This window comes from Enterococcus sp. C50, assembly GCF_040887505.1.
Lineage (GTDB): Bacteria > Bacillota > Bacilli > Lactobacillales > Enterococcaceae > Enterococcus_B > Enterococcus_B thailandicus.
The window spans coordinates 194,108-216,473 of record NZ_JBFOFW010000003.1 but is presented as its reverse complement, the minus strand read 5'-3'; the positions used below and the strand labels follow the sequence as shown (position 1 = coordinate 216,473).

The window sequence follows — 22,366 nt, the reverse complement described above, 5'->3', positions numbered from 1 at the left end:
CTCCTATGCCATGATAGGTGCTTCAGAAAAATGAATTTCATAGATTGGCACACCTTCTGTTTCAAAAATAATGACTTCATTTATCCCTTTTTTCCAAAAGAAATCAGGAATGAATAAAGACTGGGTCGGCCCTGCTTGCCAATAGCGCCCGATGTTTTCCCCATTCACGAAAACAACACCTTTACCAAAACTGCTGCAATCTAAAAACGTATTTCCAACTTCCTCTAGCAATAGCTCAATCTTATAAAAACTTGGTGTTTTCGCGATTGTCGCTTTGGTAAAATCAATTTTATCTAACTGCTCCGGTTGCAATTCTAACGGATAATGTTCCCAATCAGAGATGTAATGAATATCCTCCATCACCCCACTTCGAATCCCTTTTCGTTGACTATCTGCAACTAACTTCGGCCCATAATTATTTCGGCCCATATTTTCAACCAACAAACTCAATTCATTTTGTTCTTTAGTCAATTCGCATGCAAACTCTTGTCCTAATTCTGACTGATATTGGGTGGCAATCAACTGTTGATTCATGAAAAATTGCACACGATCCAAACCATCAACAACTTTCATTTTGGCAATGTGACGTTTGTTCAATAATTGGCTACGATACAAAGTATACCCAAAATTTTGTCCGATTTTTTCCATTGGTAAGGTGTAGTCATTGATTATCGGTTCACTGATTTCTTCCAAAACAGAAAACAAACTGACACTTTCCTTAACTGCATAAGAACCTAAGTAAATTGTCTTTGGATAAACAGGTTTTGAAATTTTAGCTGTTGGTACTTCTTCTTGAATAACTTTTTGAATAGCAAAATATTTTTCTGTTGGCATACCCCACTCTGTTAATGGCGCATCATAATCATAAGAAGTGATCTGTGGTTCATTAGTTGCTCCTGCATCTGAACAACCATTATAAAATCCAAAGTTTGTGCCACCTTGAAACATATAGAAATTAATACTCCCTTTTTTTAACACTTGGCGTACTTCTTCTGCTGTTTCTTGTGGATCACGACGAATAATTGGTTTCCCCCAAGAATTGAACCAGCCATCCCAAAACTCCATGCACATGTAAGGTTCCTTCAGTCCATTTTTTTCCTGATAATTCTGTAACCATTTGAAGTTTTCATTTGCATCAGAACCAAAATTTGCTGTAGCTAAAATACCTTCTTGTGGTAAAGTTCCAGCTTCTAAAACTTCTTCCCAGCCACCATCTGAAGTTACTAAAGGAACATCAAAGTAACGACGGAGTTCCTCTGCCAAAAATTTTAAATACATTTTATCTTCGCCGTAAGAACCATATTCATTTTCTACTTGAACAAGCAACAAACGCCCTCCACGTGTAACTTGATATGGCGCCAATTTTGGTAATAATACATGATAATATTCTTTCACCGCCTGCAAATAACCTGGATGTTGGCTGCGAATACGCATGCTTGGATCTGCCAATAACCAAGCTGGCAACCCACCAAAATCCCATTCTGCACAAATATACGGGCTTGGTCGAACAATGATATACAAACCTAATTCTTCTGCAATATCTAAGAATTTAGTTACATTCGCAATCCCAGTAAAATCAAACGTTCCCTTTTGTGGTTCATGTAAATTCCAAGGGATATACGTTTCCACGCAATTACAGCCCATTGCTTGCAAATTTTGTAACGTTTGACGCCAATGTGTCGGGGCAATTCTAAAATAATGAACGGCACCAGAAATCAACTTGATTGGCTGCCCATCCACGTAAAATTCTTCTTTGACTTCGAAATTCATCCTGCAGTTCCTCCTAAAATTCTTATTTGATTGCAGAGTCTAGACCATTTGACTTGAATTTTGATTGTAAAAACATATAAAGAAAGACAATCGGGATAACTGACGTTGCTAAGACCGCCATCAGCGCACCATAATTCAAAGGATCGTAATTGTTTTGTGTCATGTTTTGAATAATTAATGGTACAGTGAATTTTTTTGAATCGGATAAAACAATCAACGGAATCAAATAAGAATTCCAGTAGCCCATAAATGTCAGTAACGCTGTCGTAATGATACTTGGTGTCAACACTGGAACAGCAATTTTCCAAAAAATCGTCCACTCACTAGCACCGTCGATCCGGGAAGCTTCCATCAATTCATTGGGAAACTGCTGTGCATATTGACGCATCATAAATACGGAAGTTGTCGAAGCAACACTCGGAATGATTACCCCGGCAAACGTGTTCGTTAAACCAAACTTACTTAAAATATAGAAGGTAGGAATCAATGTAGCAAAACTTGGAATCATTCGCGAAACCATCACTAAATTAAAGATAAGATTGCTACCTTTAAACCGGTATTTTGCCATAACATAACCAGCTAACGTTGTGACAATCGTCGAAAGTGCTGTCCCTACCAATGTGATGACAGCTGAATTAAATAAGACTCGGATATAATTATATTTTTCTTGTATCTCACCGAGGTTTTTCAAAAAATGTGGGCCAATCGTAAAATTGATTTTTTCCCCTAAAATGACATCATTCGATTGTGTTGAAGCAATGAGCATATAAACATAAGGTAAAGCAAAGATCACTAAACCAATCAGCAAAACGAAATAAATAAGTAAAGGGTTCAATTTACGCTTCATTGTTTTTTCCTCCTACAATAAACTGAATGATTGATAGGATTGCAGCGATAATTACCATCGTCCAGGCAATCGCAGAAGCTTTCCCAAAATCAACCATTTCAAAACTTGTTTTATACAAATTCACACCAACTGTTACTGCAGAAGATTCTGGTCCAAATCCATTTTTGAATAAGATGTTTGGCACTTCAAAAGCACCTAACCCATTGATTGTCGAAAGAATCATTCCCATCAGCACAACTGGTTTTAACAAAGGAATCGTGATTTTAAAGAACTTGTGGAAACTATTTGCTCCATCGATATCCGCGCTCTCATAAATTTCTGAAGAGATATTTTGCAATCCAGCTAAAAACAAGACTGTGTAATACCCAACATTCAACCAGATTGAGATAATGATGATAGATACTCGTGCCCAAAATGGATCCGTTAGCCAAGGAATCGGCTCCATTCCCAAAGTTGTTAACACGGTATTGAACAAACCTGTTGGATTATAAAAAGTTAAAAATACGGATGACACAGCAACAATCGATGTGATTGCCGGTAAATAATACACTGTTCGGAAAAAACCTTTTCCTTTAATCGTTGGCTTATTCAATAAAACAGCAAAAATCAAAGCAAAGAAAATCGTAATCGGAATTGAAAAAATCATAAAGATGAATACATTGAAGTATGATTTAAAAAACAATGGATCTTTAAAAATAGCTGTAAAATTATCTAAACCAATAAAATCAATGGATGTCGATACTTTTGAAAAACTAAATCCTAATGACATCACTGCTGGAATCAATAAAGTAATGATGAAAAATGCTAAAAATGGCAACAACATGATGTAAGCTGTTCGGGAATAATTCGTAATACCTTTTTTCTTTTTTGGAAATTCCATGTCCAGATACTCCTTTTCTGTTCTAAAAATAGGTTAGGACAGTATGGCAGCCCTCACTATCCTAACCCGTTTCATTTACTCGTTTATTTCTACGTTGTATTTCGAAGCAAAATCTTCTGCCTGTTTCTTCAATGCTTTATCAACAGACATACCATTATTCTTGATGTCATAGCTTGCAGCCTCAATATAATTATCTAAATCTGCTGAGTAAGGGAATGCGTAACCCTTGATACTATTTTGACTAATTTCATCTAGCGTCAATAAAATCTTTTGGTTTCCGTAATAAGGAAACTCTTTTTGAGCAACTTCACTTTGATAAGCAGTCACGTTTGCAGGCAAACCACTTAGTTCCATATAAGCATCTAAAGCATCTTTATCCGTTAATGCAAAGGTAATGAATTGTAGTGCAGCTAACGCATTATCTGATTTTTTAGGTACATAATAGCTAGAACCACCACTCATTGGTGAAAAGTTTTTCGATTCGTCCACCGCAGGAATCGCACTGATTCGCCAGTTTCCTGCATCATCTGGATAATCCGTTGCTTGATAAGAAGCCAACCAGCCACCGGCAAAGATTACGCCACACTCTTGTCCAATCACTGTATAATCTTTTGAATTACCATAGGCCACTAAATCTTCATCTTGAAGTTTTTGAATGATTTCGTACGATTTTTTAACAGCATCATCTAATAAATTCAATTTTCCATTTTTATCAAATAGAGACACACCTTGTTGTTCCGTCAAATATTTAACAAGATCTAATTCTCCTGTATCACGCATGAATAATAGCTTTTTACCCGTTTTTTCTTTTAATTTCTTTCCTGCATCAATCAACTCGTCCCAATTTTTGATAGTTGTTACGTCAATCCCGGCTTCTTTAAAAGCGGTTTCATTATAGAACATGCACGCATTTCCCCAGTCATTAGGAAAACCAAATACTTTTTTCGACGGTGCAATATTCCCCAACATGTTCATTTTTGCATCATAAAAATCTTTGCCATACTCTTTTACAAAGCCAAAGTCTTCAGATGAATAAAACAAATCTTCAAACTTGTCAAAAACCGAACCAGCATTATTATCTTGCAAGAAAATCAAATCTGGCATTTTTTCGTTTGCAACTAATTTTGGCGTTACCTTTTGAACCATCGGGATGGCAGGTGCGACATCTACTGGATTCAATTCCAATTCTGTATCATACTTCTGATTGTAAAGCTCAATGGATTTTTGCAAATAATCGGTATTTTTGCCTTTTGGAACATAGACCTCGATACTTGCTTTTTTCACGCGTTCTTCTTTTGCCAAATCCTTAGCAGAATCTGCCCCGGCTTCTGCTTTTGAATCACCGCCACCACAAGCTGCCAAACTAACTACTGCCAATAATCCTAAAGCACCGCTCAACAATTTTTTGTACTTCATAAAGTACCTCCTAAATTTTTGTAAACGCTTTATTCATTCGTAGAATACACGAAAGCTAGTCAAAGGTCAATAAGTTTAGTGAACTTTTTTATTTTATTCACTAAACTTATTGGAATTAATTTTTATAGAGTCTTTTTAAATAAAAAAGAGGTATGACAAACGCATTGTCATACCTCTGGTTTCCGAGTGAATGGTGTCCCAAAACAGCTCCTCCACCTAGCTTGCAAGCACTTCAAAATAGGAATTAGCTATTTGGGGTGCTATCTCATCGGAGTTAAGTGTTTTGCTCCACAACCTTTTCCCTCGGTGTTCCCCAAGTAGCTTCTTCGGTAATAAGTCCTCCTTTCTTAAAACTCCGGGAAGCTATTTTTAGAAAATATTCCTTATTACCTGAAGCTAAGCACTTTGTGTCACTACCTTTTCCTATTCATCCGCTTAAACAGTGAAACAAATAATCAACCATTAATCCAGTTTAATCGCCTGTACTTCCACGCAAACTGAGTTCTGTCGCAATAATTAATTTTTTAGCTACTTGTCTGCCAGTTTCTAATTTCTCCAACAGTAACTCCACGCTTGCTTCGCCCATCAGTTCTGTATGTATTCTAACTGAACTCAACGTTGGAAAAATATGTTTAGCAACACTCGTATCGTTGAACCCAATTAACGATACCCTTTCAGGTACCTTGATTCCCGATTCTAGCAATGCTCTTAATGCACCAACTGCCAAAGGATCATTTGCGATAAAAAATGCCGTTGGTAACTGTTGCCCTAAGGTAACGATTGCTTGTTTCATCATCTCGTAACCACTTTCGACATCAAAGCTACTTTGAAATACATTTTCCTCCCGATACACGTCGCGTAAACTCGTGTATTTCTCAAAAGCAATTGTTCGCTTATCTTTTCCAACAGGATGATTAGGTAATGTTTTGCCGTAGTCCAAACCACCAATGAACCCAATATTCTTATGGCCACGCGCACAGAAAAAATCAATCACACTATTCACAGCTTGATCAAAGTCTAGTGAGACAGAATCATATTTGGTTGAAAGAATATCCATTCCAACAAAAACCAAGTTATCTGTAAAATCAATTAATGATTGTTGTTGTTCTGGCGTACATTCGCCAATCGAAATAATCCCAATTACCTCTTCGTCAAATATGCGTGTATCGTTATAAAAATAGCGCACAATCTCATAGCCTTCATCCAAAATCTTCTTTTCAGCACTCATTCTTAGTGAAAGATAATATACATCATCTAGTTCATCTTTTTCCGTCATCCACTGAACGATTGCGATTTTTCCTTTATCAATTACGCGATTCCGTTTATATTTGGTATATTCTAGTTTCTCTGCTGCTTCAAAAATTCGTTTTTTCGTTTCATCACTTACCGATAATGTTTGATCAAAATTCAATACTCTAGAAACGGTCGTCTTAGAAACGCTTGCTAAATCTGCAATGTCTTTAATTGTTGCCATGTCAGCACCTCATTCTTCAATCCTTCGTTTTAATAAAAAATCTAACATATACGAGTTCAGTAAACTGAACAAAATACCTATCACTACTGATTTTACCCCATAAGTCAAAAATCCCAAAGCCAGTACCATCACATTGATGTAACGGATTCCTCTGGCAATACTAAATTCTGGATGTTTTTTATTGATTGCTAAAGCAATGACATCCATTCCTACCGTAGAAGCATTCGCGGAAATGCAGCAATAATACCCAATCGCGATAAAAATACAAGCAAAAAGAAAATCGACAACCAAATTGATTTGCACATTGAGTTTCAGCAAATAAAACATCGTAAAGAACAGATTGTAGCAAATACTGCTAACGATTGATTTGAGAAAGTTCCCTTTGCCCAGAAAGAACCAACAAAAAATCAGTAGCAAGACTGTTACACCAGAGGTTAAATAAAAAATCGGTATTTGCGAGATTTTTTCTAAAATCATCGCGACACTTGTCACGCCTCCATTGATAATATTATTCGGTTTCATCCAATTTGCGTAAGCAAACCCTAAAAAAACATTTCCAACAATAACCTTTAAAATATTTTTTTGTTCTGTTGTCGTTATTTTACTTTGAATCACAGCTTTTCGCATTCATACTCTCTCCTAACAAAGCGCTTTCATTTTATTCTAGTAGACTATACCATTGATTCACCTATTTTTTCAAATAATTTAGTGAAAATTCAGTAAAATAATTTAAATATTTTTGACCATCTATCTTTACATAAAAAAAGAAGAACGAGCGCAAACCCGTTCTTCCTTCTTAACTTCAGTCTTTCCTGCTATTCTCACTGTTTACGATTTGCAGCAACTAAATCAATAAATTTTTACAGTAGCTCATCATTTTGCGTGGCCATTAGCTAGTAAATTACCCTTACGTTGTGACTATTTCAAAATAGTGAACGCCTATGCCGAAATAACTCCTCCACATAGCTTTTATTCACTTCAAAATATGAAGAGCCATTTTGAGTGCTTACTCGCTATCTTGTCGGTGCTGAACGTTTTGCACCACAACTTCATCCACGGTGTTCTCAAAACAACTCCTCGAAATAACTCTCAACGATCCAAAAATATGAACTGCTATTTTTGCCAGTTGCTCATTATTTTTTTTGAGCTGAACGCTTGGCGCCACAACCTTTTATTCCCACTCAACTTCCAACTGACTAGATCCTCCTGTCATACCTGCTGTTTGAACTTGCGCACTTCTTCCATCTTCACTAATTGTTATATTTTCATCTGCGTGAATAACTGTTTTAACTGCTTTTGAAAAATTCAACGTCAGTGTTTCATTCGTTTGTAGCGGATTAGCAACGGTTACCTTCGCCTTATTTGATTCTTCTTGCAACAAAACGGATGCCGGATGGCTAAAGGTAATTCCTGCCACCGTTTGATTGGCTGCCCAAAGATTTGCTGCTGTTATTCCAGTGACTGTATCTTTGACACTTTGATTTGCCTTTTCATTTGATAAAATTTCGATCCGATTTTGTTTTGCATAATTCTCAAGACCTTGCTTTGTTGCATTTGGTAAAAGAACATACGCATACTTTTCATCGATTGGTTTTTGACCATGGTTAAGCAAAACTTTTTGATAGTTTTCCGTATACACTTGACTGTTTGGGAAACCTTCATTAATATCACTGTATTTTCCAGTACGCTGTTCATTAACCAAAGTAATTGTTTCTTCTTGAGGGAAGTAATATCCAATACTCTGATTTTTTTGTGAAGATGACAATAGGAGCCACTCATTTGCTTGCATCGTTTGTTCGCCGTTGCTGGAAACTTCACCTTGATTTGTCAACAACTGGTACGTACTGTTGGAATCAAGCATTCGGTTTTCAATCACTGTTTCAATCGAAGCTGACGTCGTCCCTTGAATGCCTGATCCTAATGCAACAATTTGGTCATCAAATACAAACCAAGATTTCTGTGCTTTGAGATCCATTGGTAAAACCGTACCGTTATTTTTCGTACCTGCTTTGTTTAACGCCATTCCAATAGCGGCATTTTCCCCGTCTGTTGCACCACCTACTTGTTTTTCTGAAGAACGCACCGTCGTAAATGAGCTCACTTCATCTGCTAATTTGACTGTATCAACTGTCGTACCAGGTAATCGGTATGGGTCAATCGTCGGCCAATAGCCTTCCCCATATTGCTGGTCTTGATTGAATAAATACAGCATGCCATCTGATGTATGCCAGCCTCGTTTATTCTCTTTGTTACCTGCCTCAAATGAAGAAATTCGGTTCGAGTACATGCTAAGTCCCACACTAAAATCACCGCTGGCATACACATAACGATCCATTGCACCATACAATTTGCTTCCTAGAAACGGTTTTTCTTTTCCAAGAATCGTTTCATCGCTCATCACCTGTTTCGTTAACAATAAATCCTTGAAATCACGTGCGTTGGTATAGTAATAAGCTGGATTCTCCTTCAACCAATACTTGACACTTTCCTTCAATTGACTGTTTGCTGATGGGTCTGCAAATTCTGATACTAGCAACAAATTATACATTGTTGGTGAACCAAAACCAGTTGTTTTTGTCGAAGTTGCCCGCGAAATTGAACGCCCATTCACCATTGGCATCATTTCACCTTTCTCAATTAACGGAATAAATGCATTATTCACGTTTGTCACAAAAGAATCTGTTACATCCTTTGGTAAATTCCATTTTGAATTGGCTAAAATTCCTAAAATCTTACTTGTTCCTTTCACCAAAACATTTCCATATGAACCAGTATATGGAATATCCCCATGTTGAATAAACGAGCCATCTTTATAGAATCCATCTCCTTTTGTCACAAGTGCAAAAACTTCTTTGATACTTTCTCCGGAAACACTTAATTTATCTCCATTTTTTTGTAAAATACCCAAGCCCATGATCGTTAACGCTAAATCCGTCCGATTCGCTCCTGTCGTTTGGAAATTGGGAATAAAATGCAAATCAACAAAGGTTCCTTGTGGCTTACCATACAATTGTTTATAAGGATCTGGAACATATCGTGAAATTACTTGCGTGTATTTCGCTAATTGGTCCGGTGTCAGTTCGTCTTTCATAATCATTAGAATATCAATAAATTTTTGTGGCACACCAATCTGCCAATCCCACCAGTTGCCGTGATATTTTTTCCCATCATATTTTCGAACATCTACCATAAAATCAAGCGCCTCGACAATGTCCGTTCCTACCTGTTGCTTTTGGTAAAGCGCCGTTCCCTGTGTCCCGTAAGCCCGAGCCAAAACAGAAAGATTAGCAAATTGCGTTGTTATATCTGCTGAGGCTGTGTCTGAAGCTACCTTTTCCCACAAATATGTGCGACTGGATTCTTTATTTAGTTTCCCATATAATTCATTCGCTTGTTCTGACAGCTTTTGCGTATACGCAATAACATCTGGATCATTTAACAATTCAGGATTTTTTTCAAAATCACCAACAAGATTGGTTTTCCATGTTTGTTGCAACTCTTTTGCTTCTGCCTCTGTTGGATCATTTGACTCTTCAGGATCTAAAGGAATTGAACCAATCTCCCCATTTTTTAACGTCACTACCTTCAACGTCACACGATCACCAAAAAGACGAATACCAATTTTTCCTTGCCAATCTCCATCAATGCTTCCATTGCCATTAGGATAGTTGACTTCTTGATTTTCATATAACAAGTGACCATTCAAATAAGCCATAATTTTTTTCTCTTCATAGCGCACCAACAAACGATATGTTTTTCCTTTGACCAATGGTGAACCTTTAATTGTGGTAATCCATTTTCCACCCGGTTGCCCTAGCTGCCAGTCCCCATCTCCATTGTAAGCAAAGGATTGCCAAGTCGCTGAATCAGTCTCACTACCTCTAAAAATCACCCCAAAGTTTTTTTGTCCTTCATAAAGAAAGCTCATCTCAACTTCTCCAGTTTTCTTTAACGGTGCATCTTGTAAAATACTCACAGATTCAATTGAAGTGCCTTGTGTTGTATTACTAATAACTAATTGATTCTCACTGAGACTAGTCTTGGAAGTCCCTTTGATATCTAACCAATTCCCTTTTTCTTGACTAAAATTAGTTTCAAAAATCTCCGCTGCTTTTACTGTTGTACTCTGAAACATACCAATAACAATGATACTTCCCACTAACGATAACCACTGAATCATCTTCCGTTTTTTCATCCAATACCTCCTAGATGACTTACCCACAGCATCTGCCTTTAATCCAATCGCAACACAACTAAATAAAGCGTTTTCAAAAAGCATGATAGCATAGACTTTATTTTTAGTAAACATATAAGATAATTCACTAAACTACTTCTCCCCCCCAAGTTTCTTTCGTAAAATACGGATTTTAAGCTATTTTATATCCGTCCAGAACATTGATTACAGACAAAGAGCCAAACAGACTACCCTCCTGTTTGGCTCTTTTATTGTTAGAAAAACCTAATAGATTCGTTTATTGCCGTTTTTAACAAACAGCCACTCTTCATCAACATTTTTACTCACCTTTTTCAATAGTTTTAACAAAGTTTCTCTTTCATTGGCTGAAAGATCGAGTAAAGCAGCTTTTTCTGAATAGGCTTCCTCACGTTTTAAATAGTCATAAAATGCTTCTGCTTTTTCAGTTGCATATAATCGACGAATTTTTTTATTTTCAGCATCAATTTCTTTCCGAACTAAACCAGCATTTACAAGTTTTTGAACAGACTTCGAGACAGTTGTCCGGTCTTGCTTGACCAGCTCTGCTACTGCATCATTGATGATACCCGGATTTTCATAGATTCTTGTTAAGTACAGATATTGTTCTTTGTTTAGCTCTAATTCCTTGAACTCAACATTGCTGATGTATGATAACGAACGGGAAATAATTCCAATTTCTCTTAAAATTTCAGACATTTTTTACTCCTCTGCAGGCAATAGATAGGTTTCCAAATTAAGCACTTCAATTATTCTATCTAAGTCTGCTACTTTCACCACCATGGTTTGATCTGGACGTCCTGGTGCGAAAACTAATTTTTCATGTGTCAATAACTCTTCGTCAATAATCACTGGAACATGTGCTTCGTAGCCAAAAGGTGATACAGCTCCAGGTTTTTGCCCCGTTTGTTCTTCCATCATTTCCGCAGAAACAACCGACACTCTTTTGCCAATTAACTTACTTAACCGTTTAAAATCACTCTTTTTCGTTGTGAAAGTCAGAAAAATATAGTTATTCTTTTGTTTATCTTTTAGGTATAAACTTTTGGTTTCTGTGCCAGAGAATCCTTGCTCTGCCTTGACCACTAACGCATCTTCATTGGTGTAAATCGCGCGATGATTATATAACTCAAAATCAATGTGTGCTTGACTAAATACTTCTTCTAAATTGATCAAAATGGCTCACTCCTCAAAATTGTTGAAAATTCTACATTAACTAGTTATAAACTTAACGCTTTTTTGTTGAAAAATCAACATTTTTTCATTGATGGATTGGTGATTTTTTAATCTATATTTGCAAGGAGCATAAAAAAATAACTTGTTAGAGTTACTAACAAGTTATTTTAATCATTTTCTTGTCAAAAAATTTTAAACTTTCGTTTTATACATTTCCCACAATTTCAGTAAAGCCATCTTTCAATTGTTGGTTCTCTGTCTCTTTGAAATATAAATAATTATCAGGATTTCCTTGATTCTGGCTCGTCACCAAGACTTTAGGAACACCCGCATCAATCGTAAAGAAATAAACATGCTTAGCTAATGATGCTTGCGTCTCCACATCAGAATAGACCGCTACTAACGCATAGCCAGCATTTGCTTCGCCATTTTCTGACCAAGTTAAAGTAATTGGCACATTATTGACTGTCGCTTGCCAGCCATTTGTGTTAGCAAGAACCGTATCAGGAAGCTGTAAGCCATATAAATTAACGTTATTGCCGGGACCATATTCTTTATAACTTTGTTTCATAGTTTGTCCCCAGCTAGCCATAAATGTGTTTAATTGTTGCGCCTTAGCTTCATTCCACAAAACATTCACCACTTGACTTTCTTTAATCGAAGAACTGCTACTTTCCGAAGTCTCTTGTTCCTCACTAACTGATTCCGTAGAAGTAGATATTGAGTTTACTTCTTTCTTGGCAGATGAATGCTCTGTAGACGACATGCTTGTTTCTTTAGTGGCTATTGTAGATGATGATGTAGAAATAACTTCCCTATTTTTTTGGCAAGCAGTCAATAGCAATGCTGCGAACAGCAAACTGGTAATCCATACTTTTTTCATTTTATAACTCCTCATAAAATAACTTTATTTTATCATTACAAAGTTATTATAACGAACTATATCTATTACTACAATTACTTACGAATTGTAAATAGTGAAAACTTATGCTGATTTGAAAAAGGTAATAATGAAGACAAAACAACTTGTTCTTTCCTTCATAATTTATCCTTGTCACAATAATAAATAATTAACAACTTATCCTATTAAGGATTTATAGTAATTCTGCTCTGAAAAATAAGTTCTTTCTGTTCATAATTTTTGTCAGATATCTTTTCTGATTCACTTATTAAAATCAATAAAATAAGCAATTAATTCAGTAACTACGCTCTTGGTTCAAGTAAAATCAAAGTCGGTTCCGCTAGCTTTTTCAGTTATACTTGAAATAAATCAAAGACTTTTTGTGTAACCTTCAATGATAATGGTAAAATGACATAAAACGATATGGAGGAATAAAACTTGAATAATGAAAATTTAGTCCAATCAAATACCGTAGCAACTTCTTTTCAACTAAGCCCGATTTATTTTTCAAAACAAAGACACGGAAATTTGAAAACATTCTGTATATGACAGTTACTTGCATAGTTATTTTTCTAGTTACATTTTTAAATATCTCATAAGACACTGAAATTACTTATTCATATACTTATTAAAAATTCTCTAGCAATTTACTTCTATAGTTGGTCGTACAGAAACACTATTCTTTTCTTTATGATTATCACTAAAATCAATCAAAAATAGTTACTTATAAATCATCACCAGTGAAGTTATCTTACATAGTATCCCCACAAAAAGATCCAAGGACTCGAAAATATAAAAATATTTTCGAGTCCTTGGATTTTTTTTTATTTACTATTTCTTGAATGATTTAAGTAAAATGGCTGTTAGCCTACTGAGCCTTTTTGACTATTGTCGCTAAGCTTATTTCCCCTTATTTTATCACGCACACTTAGCCTATAAAATGTCACTCTTCTTTTTTAGAGAGTCTATCCCCTAAAACATATGATAAAATTAAATAAATGAATATTATTTAAAAATAAAAAAATGAGTATTATCATCATCTTTAGCAGAGGAGTTATTACATTGAAAAAGGTCTCACTGATATTCATAGGTACACTTATAGTAGGTCTTGTAGGATGTTCTGCAACACAAAAATCAAGTAATAACAATGAACTTCAAGTTACAGAAGAGACACAAGAAAAAAGTTCAACAACTAATAAAGAGCAAATTACAGAAATGACACAACCAAATAAGCCAACAACAGATATGGCATACATCGATATATCTGGAACTTTTTATACTACATCAGGTGATACTGCACGTGTAAAATTATTAAGCAAAAACAAGTGGGAAATATTTTATTCAACTTTAGAAGGTGAAGTTAATGCTACCTTTGAAACGAACTGGGAAATTTCAGGTCAGGAAAAACAATCAAAAACACCAATGGAAAAATCTGATGAATATTCTGGATTTCATGTGCTCGTAACGTATGTAAATGAATCAGATATTGAAATTATTATGGAAGACGGTGACCCTACTCATAAAATGGTCTTCACTAAACAAAAACCAAAAGAAAATGAAAACTATGAAATTGTTTTACAGGGAGACCTCTCTTCCTTTGCTGGTCAATTTTCAAATGACGATTTCAACAAACAAATTGCAGACTCTGAATTTACTTTAGGTGGCTATTCCCCAGATGATTATTATAATAATAGAACTACTGTATTCCCTACACTATCTAAAAATGGCTATTGGAATGGAATTACTTCCCATGGAAACTATGAATTATCAGCTTCTGATATGCCTAAAAAATCAAATGGTTATTTTGAAGTACATGTTCATGGAACCAATCCGGGAGCTAATAATGGAGAGTTAACATTCTTCTTAGTTCCACCAAATGTAAGTGGGCCTGATGGAACCTTGAGTAAGGATAGACGGGTTTTCCAAGTACTTTTTGATGGGAAGCTACGTTTACTTGAGTATCAAAAAGAAGATTGGTGGAAAGAATATCAATCACAATAAAAATTTTATTTAGCCCTCCTAATTTCTCTCTTAAAGTAATACTATTTTAACATTTTTCAGGAGATAATTGATAAAATCGAAGGCAAACAAGAAGCCAAGAATGCTATAGTAACAGCATTCTTGGCTTCTTGTTTGTTCTTTTACCCCACAGACCCTTCCAATGACTCTTTTGGGAATCAAAGGAAAGGAATAGGCTTTGTATAGATATTTCATTTAACAAATTGCCATAGACTGACAGTATATATTATCAGGTACTACTATCGAGAACGTAGCCAATATCGTATCCAAAACAGCAGGTAGAGAAGTTATTTGAGGATTCAAGTTATTCTTATTCACTCATGAAGTTAAGTTCATTAACGAAAATAAAAGATAGTTCATATCTCTATAATTTATCAATAGACTTTATCACTCTATTGATAATAATTTCTAATGATTGGTTTTTCAATTGTATTTTAGTTGAGTGCATGCTTTTGATAGCAAAATTATTAGTATAGACGAAAATTCTTCGAACAACAAACTTCTTATATTACATACAAAGCACTCATAAAGTTACTAAATAAAGAATCAATTTTGAATCCTATTTAGAAATCTAGACCTTACTTGCCTTTTATTACTCCCCCACGGCATTTTTTTCTCTAATGGATAAGTTAAGTAGCACTCTCTCTTGGCTCTTGTTAAAGCAACAAACATATTATTTAGTTCCTCTTTTTCTTGTTCAGAAGTTTTTACTCTATAATCAGGGAAGGTGCCCTCTACCATTCCGATTATAAAGACTACCTCAAATTCTAAACCTTTAGACATGTGCACGGTTAAGAATGAAACCCCGGAGCCATTGTTGAAGTCTAATTTGCCCAGAGATACTTGATTTCTAAAATACGCTAAACTTCTATCTCCTCTTACAGATTGTTTAGCATACTTTTTCCAACGTTTCTCCCATAAGTCTATATCATTTTGAATTAAAAACTTAAACTCTTCACTAAAATCCCCATCATCAATGGCTTTTTTTATTACATTTAGCGCTTTTATAAAATCTTCTTGATTACTTGATAATATATTCCAAGCCTTAATTATAGCACCAAAAACCAGTTTATCTACCTCGGGAGAGTTAACTTCACTATTTGTCAATAAATCGTTTAAAAAATTCATTTCCGTATTATCACGTGAAAGATATTTATTTAATTGTCTGTAATGTAAATCATCATGTGTATTTATTAATATTCTTAAACCAAGCTCGAATATCTTCATTTCAACGGTTTCACATTCTGAGTTAGAATTTGATCCTCCAAAAGAAAACTCTATTTTATTATCAACAAATTCTTCTTCAAGTTTTGAAAATAAATATCTATTTCTTCCTATAATCGCGATATCTTCCAAAGCTATTTCATTTTCAACCCATTCACTGCCATTTTCTAACAGATTTTGAATTTTAAGCCTGATCCAATTAGCTTCTTCAATTTCATTTTCAAAAGATAAAATTTGAAGTTCTCCCTCTAATGGATAAACGGACGTTGATTTTGAATCTGGCTGTATTCTATTAGCCGCTTCTATAATTTTGGATGTTGATCTAAAATTTTCTTCTAAACAAAACATTTTAGGATTATAATCATTGACAAATAATTTAGTCATTATCCTACTATCTGATCCATTGAACCCATATATTGATTGTGCTGAATCTCCAACCATCATCAGATTTTCAAAGTTAGCAGTTAATGCTCTTATTATCCTATATTGTGTATTATTTAAATCTTGTGCTTCGTCAATTAGTATATATCTGTACAGCCTAGTATAGTTTTTCGGTACTGACGGAATATCTAATAAAATTCTATAAGAGTAGTATAAAATATCATTAAAATCGATCATCCTATTAGACTTTAATAAATTATTATATGTTTCGAAAATATCACGAAAACTATCATTGCTAGTAAGATATTCTGGGTACAAAAAATTTTTCTTGTGCTCTTCAATGTTTCTTAATTCTTCGCGTAGTACTCTATCTTCTGGAAGCGACATTTTTGAATTAAGATGTGCCCTTCTTAACATTTCAATCTTATCATTTATATTCTCAATGACTGCTAAATTAGGATCAAGTCCAATCTCAGCACCTCTATTTAGAACTAAATCTAAACAGAAACTATGGATGGTTTCTACTTTTACTCTTTCATGGCTTTCTACATCAATTTGAGTTTTTACTCTCTCTGATATTTCTTCAGCTGCCTTATTGCTAAAGGTTAAAGCTAATACTTTACCTCTCTTCAACTTTAAAATGTTTGCAATTCTGTGTGTTAAAACTCTTGTCTTTCCACTACCCGGTCCTGCAGTTACTAGTAAAGGACCATCTATATAATCGACAATTTTTTGCTGATCTACAGTTAGTTTCATGCTTGTTCCTCCCTAGATAATTTGAATAGTGGTTCAATTGATAAAGGTTTTATTTTTGAAATCTCGTAAAATAATTCTTGAATAATTTGGGGTATTTTTGTTTTATCCTTACGTTTAAGAATAACATCTCCTATTAAGGAGGAGTATTCTGTTTTGTGTGCTGACAGATACTCCAAAAGAGCTTCTTTAAAACCTTCATCACCATCATAATTTCTTATAGGAGCATCAAAGATATTTTGTTTACATTCCGGGCACACTTGTTCCGTTGCTTGTCTCTTTCTCTTTGTACCGTTGTTATTCTGTATATACTTATCCAAGTAATTCTTTGTACCTTCTATTTTATCAATAACTTCCAGTAATTCTTCGGTATAGCCATTGCTCACTAAGTATTTTTCGAAATCATTTTCTTCTGGTAAAAATTTGATTCTTTCATCAATAATATTGTCATCAGTATCTACTTCATAAATTTTTCCATAATGCTTTTTCAAATCTCGAACTACCTTTTTCTCGCCATCACTCAAAATGAATAACTCTATATCTAAATCCTTTGCCACTCTGAGAAATGGTTTATATTTTCCATAACCTCCAACACTTAATATATTGACTCCTAGTTCGAAAGGTTCACAACCAAAATATTCTTTAAAGAATAATGGTAGAACCTGATCTTCAGTTTCCCCCTCACATAGTATTAAAATATCAGCAAACAGCACATCCCCTCGAGTTTTAAATACTTCCTCCTTAATTTTCCTGATTTCATTTTTCTTCAAACTACCAGTTAAAATATGATTAGTATTTGAATGATCATATTTCTTATAGACATGAATAATTTCGTCAATATTGGCTTGAGACGCAATTATGGGTGAATGTGTACTAATTATTTTTTGTCCTTTGAGATTATTCATTTGTTTATAAATTTTTCTTTGTGCTTGAGGATGCAAATGAGCCTCTGGCTCTTCTAACAGTAAAATAGGGTGAAAAGCAATATCTTTATTTTCCATTTCAGAATTTTTCCATTTTATATATGCTGATAACGTTAAAAACGTAGCCCAACTTCTAGTACCCATTCCTTGGTTAGCAATTGAAAAAGACTCCGAGTTTTTATCTGTAAATCGAATTTCCATACCTTGGTTCAAGTCTTTAATTTTCCGGCTTACAGGATTTATTTGTATAGAGCTCTCTCCGGAATCTAAAACCTGGCTTATTTCATTTAGACTATTAGATAAGTGCTTCAGCACTTCACTATTTTCTACAATATTGTCATTAATTTCATTCAAATGCCTTTCCATTTCTTCTAAACTAGCTTCCGAAAGCTTAATATCTTTTACTAATTTTCCAAAATATGAAAATTTATCACTCATTTCAGATACAATATCTCTTTTTGCATCTAAATAGAACACAGGAAATGCCTCTATCAGATTTTTAGTAATTCTTTGGGTACTGAAATTTTCGAATGATTCAACTTCTTGGGAATCTGGCCAATCATTCATTCCTTTCTTTTCAATTTCATAATCACCCTTTAATCGATTGTATTTTATTGTAGTCCTCAAACCTATGTATTGATTATTATTTTTTTCAAAAATCAATTCACCAAATAAGTCAAACCATTTATCATCAAATTCTTCAGTATCTGAACCAATCAATACATCTAATATTATTACTTTATCTTTAGAAAGTATCTCATCCTTTTTCACAAAAATAATATCTCCATTAACTCTTTTATATTGGAGAAAGCAAAGTTCTAAAGCTTCTAGCAAGGAAGTCTTACCCACGTTATTAACTCCTAGTAAAAGATTCGATTCATTCAATTTAATATCAACGTTCTCGTAACACTTATAATTTCTAATTCTTAATTCTTCTATACAAACACCCATAAATAACACTCCTCTACAAAGCTTTCGACAAATTTACTTGTGTAGCTACAAAACATTCACTATAATTTCTCTATAATTTCTCTACCATTTTATCAATATTTTTTTATAACAGATATAGACATAACATAAATAATCTATTCCCAATGACTACAAGTAGTCATTGAAGCAAATCTTCATAAGACACCTGTAGAATATCTTTGATGGCTTTCAATTGATCCAACTTAATGTGTTGGCGGCCACCTTCAATCTTAACCAACGTTTCCCTAGTTATAGCAATTTTACGAAGCTGTAGGTCTCTAATCAGCTCGGTTTGACCAATTCCTTTTTCTAATCGGACTCGTCTAATATTGCTACCGATTACATTTTCTTTATCAATAATTTTTTCCTCTTTCAAGAATAGCACACCTTTTGGACTAAAATTAGTCCTTTTTCTTATTAATCTTAAAGATTCGGTATGCTACAATGGGACTAGTATTAGTCCATATTCAATTTTAAGGAGGAATTTTTTTGAAGAAATTTGCAATCATTCTAACTTGCGCTTTACTCATCGGAACTATAAGCGGGTGTACCACTTCTGACACAAGTTCTACAAGTACGGAAACTAGTACAACAACCTCAGAAAAGAATTACCCAATACATTTTTTTCCGGTTCCAGATGGATTTGAAGCTTATTATCATGATAAAAAACTAGATGTTCCTTTATCAGAAACTGAATCTACTGAAAAGATTTTGCCAATTGAAATTGAAAGAAATCAAGACGATATAAAACTAAAAGCTGATCTTCCCTTACTGAACAGCACACAAATTGATAGACATGAAAATATTAAAGTTAATATTGAAAAAGGAGCGTTAGCACAACTTTATACTGAAAAAGTTGAACAATTTTTTGAGGCTGGTGCCAATAAAGACTTTTCAAAAATAAGCGATTATTCGGATAACTTTTTTAATGAGACCCAAGATGAAATCACGAACTCAACTTTTATGGCTGAAGATATGTACAATATGAAGTTGAAAAAAATAAAGTCGTATGATTATCCATTAAATCTAACATTAAATAAAGGGATACTCTCTTTTGTATTAGCAGGTTACGTTGACTATGAATATACAGCAGATTATTTGGAGACGCCCCTTCAACACGATAATAACGATATTAATTTTAGATTTATCTACAATTCAAAAAGTAAAACATGGTTAGTTGATCAATTGAGCACTATAAATACGGGATTTCATGAATTACCTAAGCCTGACAATGAAACTGCTTTGGTCATTAAAACATTCTAAAAAAGAAACGTTGAAGGAATAATTATTCTTTCAACGTTTCTTTTATTGTTTTTCAGTTTACGGTCTTACCTGAGCGAATAATCTGATTTCTAAATGATTGGAAAACTTCTTGTGGTTGATAATAATCTGTATCTATTTCAAATGTTTCTGAGAATAATTCATTGAATTTTTCTACTGAAATGATGATTTTACCATTCTCCTCTCGACTGTTTTCTATTATTTCTGCCTCTAATTCAAATAAATCTAGTGACGAACTAAAATCATAAATCCTGTCATATTGAACAAAAAAATCAAGAAAAAGTTGCTCAAACTCTTCCTTATTTATCACTAGTGTTTCAAGCGGAACAACTTTATTTTCATCAGCCATTCTTCCAATTTCCTCACTTTCATTTTCAATTGTCCATTGTTGCGGACGTATCAGATTTTCTCTATCATTTTTCAGTGTATAGATCACTTGTAATACACAACAATGCTTTGTAAACTTATTTTTTTAGTTAGTCGAATCTTTTTAAATGTGCGTTTCATACCATGCGCTTGATATATTTTCTCCTATTTTTTAAATCGTTTATCACAACTTTTATCGTTTTTTCTTCTGAAAAAAATCTTGTTTACATCGTTACATAGTTTCCAAAAAGATACATTACTAGTAGAAACAACAAGATTAATTTTACTTCCCACTGAAATGGGAAGTATATTTTAAATATTTTTTCTCCTTCAACTTACACTATAAAGTATCTTAATCACACGATATGCTAGCCACTAAATTCATCATATTTGATTCCTTTTTTAAGATAATGTAGCATCTTTTTATCCAATAACGCAATTGTTTTTAAGGATAAATTTCTTAAGATGGTACATTTCAAAATGGCATTTGACATATGAAACAAAAAAGAAAGAAAAGAGCATAAGGGAAAACTGATAGCACCTTCCTACAGGAAGGTTGCTAAGTTGGCTGTGCCAACTGGTTTTCTTTCAAAATCACTTCATATTTTTTTGATATCACAAAAAAATCCATTTTGGACCTATTTTCGGTCATAATATAGTACCTACTTTTGGTCATAGTTTCGTCCGTAGTTTTGGTCATAGTGACTAAGGCTTTTACGCACAAAAAAAGAGTGGCAAAATAAAGCTTGCCACTCTCTTTTCTATTCACAAAATTGGTTTGAATTTGCTTTCTTTAACACTTCATTTATATCATAGCAATTATAATGTTTACACTACATCATTCCTAATTTTAACGGTTGTTCCTCTTTATATTTTTTAAGTTCTACATTTTTTGCGTTTAATTGCTTTTCTCTTTTCATTATATTCCGCTCCAACTTTCTCTTTAATAGTGACAATAGAATTACATATTTTTGTTAAACTTCCTTAAAAAAATTGGATCTCGATTACTCAAATTTGCTTGCAGGCTTTTCTAATTGCTTTGTTTTTTCTTCCTAATTATTTGATTTTATTTCCATTTTCTTCTAGTGAAAATTTATTATTTTTAATAATCGTACGCGTAGAACTGATTTCATTTTTTGTATCTGTTTGATTATCTAACGTTTGAAATTCAAAGTTTTGATTGGCTTTATCAATATCTTTTTATACTACTTTATTTTATTTGCAAGATATATTTTCTTGCTTAATTTGGTCATAGTTTCATTCGTCACTTCGGTGATATTTTTTTAATTTGCAAATAAAAAGAGTTGAACCGATATACATTAGGTTCAACTCTTTTGCAGGTTTCATGGGTGTACTATCACTTTTAATCTGATAGATGTAAACCTCTCTTTATCTTTTTGTTACTTCAATTTTCAACAATAGCTCCTTTATAGGTTGTCAATATTGCTCTACGTATTCTGGCTTTTTAACCCATTATTTCTCTAAAGTGGAAGAGAATAATCGCTTAATCCCCACTAATTCCTTGTCGTAAATTCCTGTCAAATACAATTTTTAAAAACCATTTAATTCATGGATTATCTCTTCACTTTTTTCTAGATAACAATATTTCAAGTTGTTTTTTATCTCATGTTTCATCTTTAATTCTTCTTGAATCATCAGTTCAATATAATTAGTGACCGTGATTTTTTCATTTGTTGCGTTCTTTACTGATTCACATAATTCGTCAAGTTCTAAGAAATCATGCGTACTAATCTTTAGAATTAATTGCATGAC

At 33.8% G+C, this 22,366-nt stretch carries 17 protein-coding genes; 2 read left to right on the top strand and 15 right to left on the bottom strand.

Annotation, left to right across the window (positions count from 1 at the left end; genetic code table 11):
* Window positions 1-3: 3 nt before the first annotated feature.
* The 10 genes from AB3I20_RS05815 to AB3I20_RS05770 form a co-directional block, all read right to left on the bottom strand.
* Window positions 4-1,770, bottom strand: coding sequence for a beta-galactosidase family protein (locus AB3I20_RS05815; RefSeq protein WP_368027078.1), 1,767 nt, complete (start codon window positions 1,768-1,770; stop codon window positions 4-6).
* Between the two features lie 22 nt (window positions 1,771-1,792).
* Window positions 1,793-2,617: a carbohydrate ABC transporter permease gene (locus tag AB3I20_RS05810; RefSeq protein ID WP_067482741.1), complete on the bottom strand. Its 825-nt coding sequence runs from the start codon at window positions 2,615-2,617 to the stop codon at window positions 1,793-1,795.
* Window positions 2,607-3,497 carry a carbohydrate ABC transporter permease gene (locus tag AB3I20_RS05805; protein WP_067482743.1) on the bottom strand — a complete coding sequence of 297 codons (891 nt, stop codon included), beginning with the start codon at window positions 3,495-3,497 and terminating at the stop codon, window positions 2,607-2,609. Before AB3I20_RS05805 ends, AB3I20_RS05810 begins: the two co-directional genes overlap by 11 nt.
* Window positions 3,498-3,572: 75 nt before the next feature.
* Entirely contained in the window at window positions 3,573-4,913 is a 1,341-nt protein-coding gene (locus AB3I20_RS05800) for an ABC transporter substrate-binding protein (RefSeq protein WP_368027077.1), read from the bottom strand.
* Between the two features lie 472 nt (window positions 4,914-5,385).
* Entirely contained in the window at window positions 5,386-6,387 is a 1,002-nt protein-coding gene (locus AB3I20_RS05795; RefSeq protein WP_067482748.1) for a LacI family DNA-binding transcriptional regulator, read from the bottom strand.
* Window positions 6,388-6,396: 9 nt separating this feature from the next.
* Window positions 6,397-7,014 (bottom strand): YitT family protein, encoded by a 618-nt coding sequence (locus tag AB3I20_RS05790; RefSeq protein ID WP_067482749.1) that lies wholly within the window; start codon window positions 7,012-7,014, stop codon window positions 6,397-6,399.
* A 544-nt stretch (window positions 7,015-7,558) separates the two neighbouring features.
* Complete coding sequence (locus tag AB3I20_RS05785; protein ID WP_368027076.1) at window positions 7,559-10,582, bottom strand: polysaccharide lyase 8 family protein; 3,024 nt, start codon at window positions 10,580-10,582, stop codon at window positions 7,559-7,561.
* 264 nt (window positions 10,583-10,846) lie between these two features.
* Window positions 10,847-11,299, bottom strand: a complete 453-nt coding sequence (locus tag AB3I20_RS05780; RefSeq protein ID WP_067482753.1) for a MarR family winged helix-turn-helix transcriptional regulator — start codon at window positions 11,297-11,299, stop codon at window positions 10,847-10,849.
* 3 nt (window positions 11,300-11,302) lie between these two features.
* Complete coding sequence (locus AB3I20_RS05775) at window positions 11,303-11,776, bottom strand: YbaK/EbsC family protein (protein ID WP_075491548.1); 474 nt, start codon at window positions 11,774-11,776, stop codon at window positions 11,303-11,305.
* Window positions 11,777-11,981: 205 nt separating this feature from the next.
* Window positions 11,982-12,659 (bottom strand): DUF4767 domain-containing protein, encoded by a 678-nt coding sequence (locus AB3I20_RS05770; RefSeq protein WP_270345854.1) that lies wholly within the window; start codon window positions 12,657-12,659, stop codon window positions 11,982-11,984.
* Window positions 12,660-13,739: 1,080 nt separating this feature from the next.
* On the opposite strand from AB3I20_RS05770, the gene AB3I20_RS05765 reads away from it, so the two are divergent.
* Window positions 13,740-14,678, top strand: a complete 939-nt coding sequence (locus AB3I20_RS05765) for a hypothetical protein (protein ID WP_368027075.1) — start codon at window positions 13,740-13,742, stop codon at window positions 14,676-14,678.
* A gap of 564 nt (window positions 14,679-15,242) precedes the next feature.
* Here the strand turns inward: AB3I20_RS05765 and AB3I20_RS05760 are convergent.
* From AB3I20_RS05760 to AB3I20_RS05750, 3 genes are all read right to left on the bottom strand, one after another.
* A complete protein-coding gene (locus AB3I20_RS05760; RefSeq protein ID WP_222693685.1) occupies window positions 15,243-17,057 on the bottom strand; it encodes an ATP-dependent helicase in 1,815 nt (604 codons plus the stop codon).
* Window positions 17,054-18,928: an ATP-dependent endonuclease gene (locus tag AB3I20_RS05755; RefSeq protein WP_222693686.1), complete on the bottom strand. Its 1,875-nt coding sequence runs from the start codon at window positions 18,926-18,928 to the stop codon at window positions 17,054-17,056. The genes AB3I20_RS05760 and AB3I20_RS05755 overlap by 4 nt, the downstream gene beginning before the upstream one ends.
* A gap of 157 nt (window positions 18,929-19,085) precedes the next feature.
* The gene (locus AB3I20_RS05750; RefSeq protein WP_002287739.1) at window positions 19,086-19,331 is read right to left on the bottom strand and encodes a helix-turn-helix domain-containing protein; all 246 of its coding nucleotides are present in this window, start codon (window positions 19,329-19,331) and stop codon (window positions 19,086-19,088) included.
* A 104-nt stretch (window positions 19,332-19,435) separates the two neighbouring features.
* On the opposite strand from AB3I20_RS05750, the gene AB3I20_RS05745 reads away from it, so the two are divergent.
* Complete coding sequence (locus AB3I20_RS05745; RefSeq protein WP_002287697.1) at window positions 19,436-20,209, top strand: hypothetical protein; 774 nt, start codon at window positions 19,436-19,438, stop codon at window positions 20,207-20,209.
* Window positions 20,210-20,261: 52 nt separating this feature from the next.
* Here AB3I20_RS05745 and AB3I20_RS05740 read toward each other — a convergent pair whose 3' ends face one another.
* The gene (locus AB3I20_RS05740) at window positions 20,262-20,576 is read right to left on the bottom strand and encodes a hypothetical protein (protein WP_002329547.1); all 315 of its coding nucleotides are present in this window, start codon (window positions 20,574-20,576) and stop codon (window positions 20,262-20,264) included.
* 1,568 nt (window positions 20,577-22,144) lie between these two features.
* Window positions 22,145-22,363, bottom strand: a complete 219-nt coding sequence (locus AB3I20_RS05735) for a hypothetical protein (protein WP_002302287.1) — start codon at window positions 22,361-22,363, stop codon at window positions 22,145-22,147.
* Between the last annotated feature and the right edge of the window lie 3 nt (window positions 22,364-22,366).

Bases quoted from the DNA above. Each gene is read 5' to 3' on its own strand.
- AB3I20_RS05755 (WP_222693686.1), bottom strand. From the start codon at position 18,928: ATGGGTGTTTGTATAGAAGAATTAAGAATTAGAAATTATAAGTGTTAC.
- AB3I20_RS05795 (WP_067482748.1), bottom strand. From the start codon at position 6,387: ATGGCAACAATTAAAGACATTGCAGATTTAGCAAGCGTTTCTAAGACG.
- AB3I20_RS05815 (WP_368027078.1), bottom strand. From the start codon at position 1,770: ATGAATTTCGAAGTCAAAGAAGAATTTTACGTGGATGGGCAGCCAATC.
- AB3I20_RS05780 (WP_067482753.1), bottom strand. From the start codon at position 11,299: ATGTCTGAAATTTTAAGAGAAATTGGAATTATTTCCCGTTCGTTATCA.
- AB3I20_RS05805 (WP_067482743.1), bottom strand. From the start codon at position 3,497: ATGGAATTTCCAAAAAAGAAAAAAGGTATTACGAATTATTCCCGAACA.
- AB3I20_RS05785 (WP_368027076.1), bottom strand. From the start codon at position 10,582: ATGAAAAAACGGAAGATGATTCAGTGGTTATCGTTAGTGGGAAGTATC.
- AB3I20_RS05810 (WP_067482741.1), bottom strand. From the start codon at position 2,617: ATGAAGCGTAAATTGAACCCTTTACTTATTTATTTCGTTTTGCTGATT.
- AB3I20_RS05800 (WP_368027077.1), bottom strand. From the start codon at position 4,913: ATGAAGTACAAAAAATTGTTGAGCGGTGCTTTAGGATTATTGGCAGTA.
- AB3I20_RS05760 (WP_222693685.1), bottom strand. From the start codon at position 17,057: ATGAAACTAACTGTAGATCAGCAAAAAATTGTCGATTATATAGATGGT.
- AB3I20_RS05740 (WP_002329547.1), bottom strand. From the start codon at position 20,576: ATGGCTGATGAAAATAAAGTTGTTCCGCTTGAAACACTAGTGATAAAT.
- AB3I20_RS05790 (WP_067482749.1), bottom strand. From the start codon at position 7,014: ATGCGAAAAGCTGTGATTCAAAGTAAAATAACGACAACAGAACAAAAA.
- AB3I20_RS05735 (WP_002302287.1), bottom strand. From the start codon at position 22,363: ATGCAATTAATTCTAAAGATTAGTACGCATGATTTCTTAGAACTTGAC.
- AB3I20_RS05770 (WP_270345854.1), bottom strand. From the start codon at position 12,659: ATGAAAAAAGTATGGATTACCAGTTTGCTGTTCGCAGCATTGCTATTG.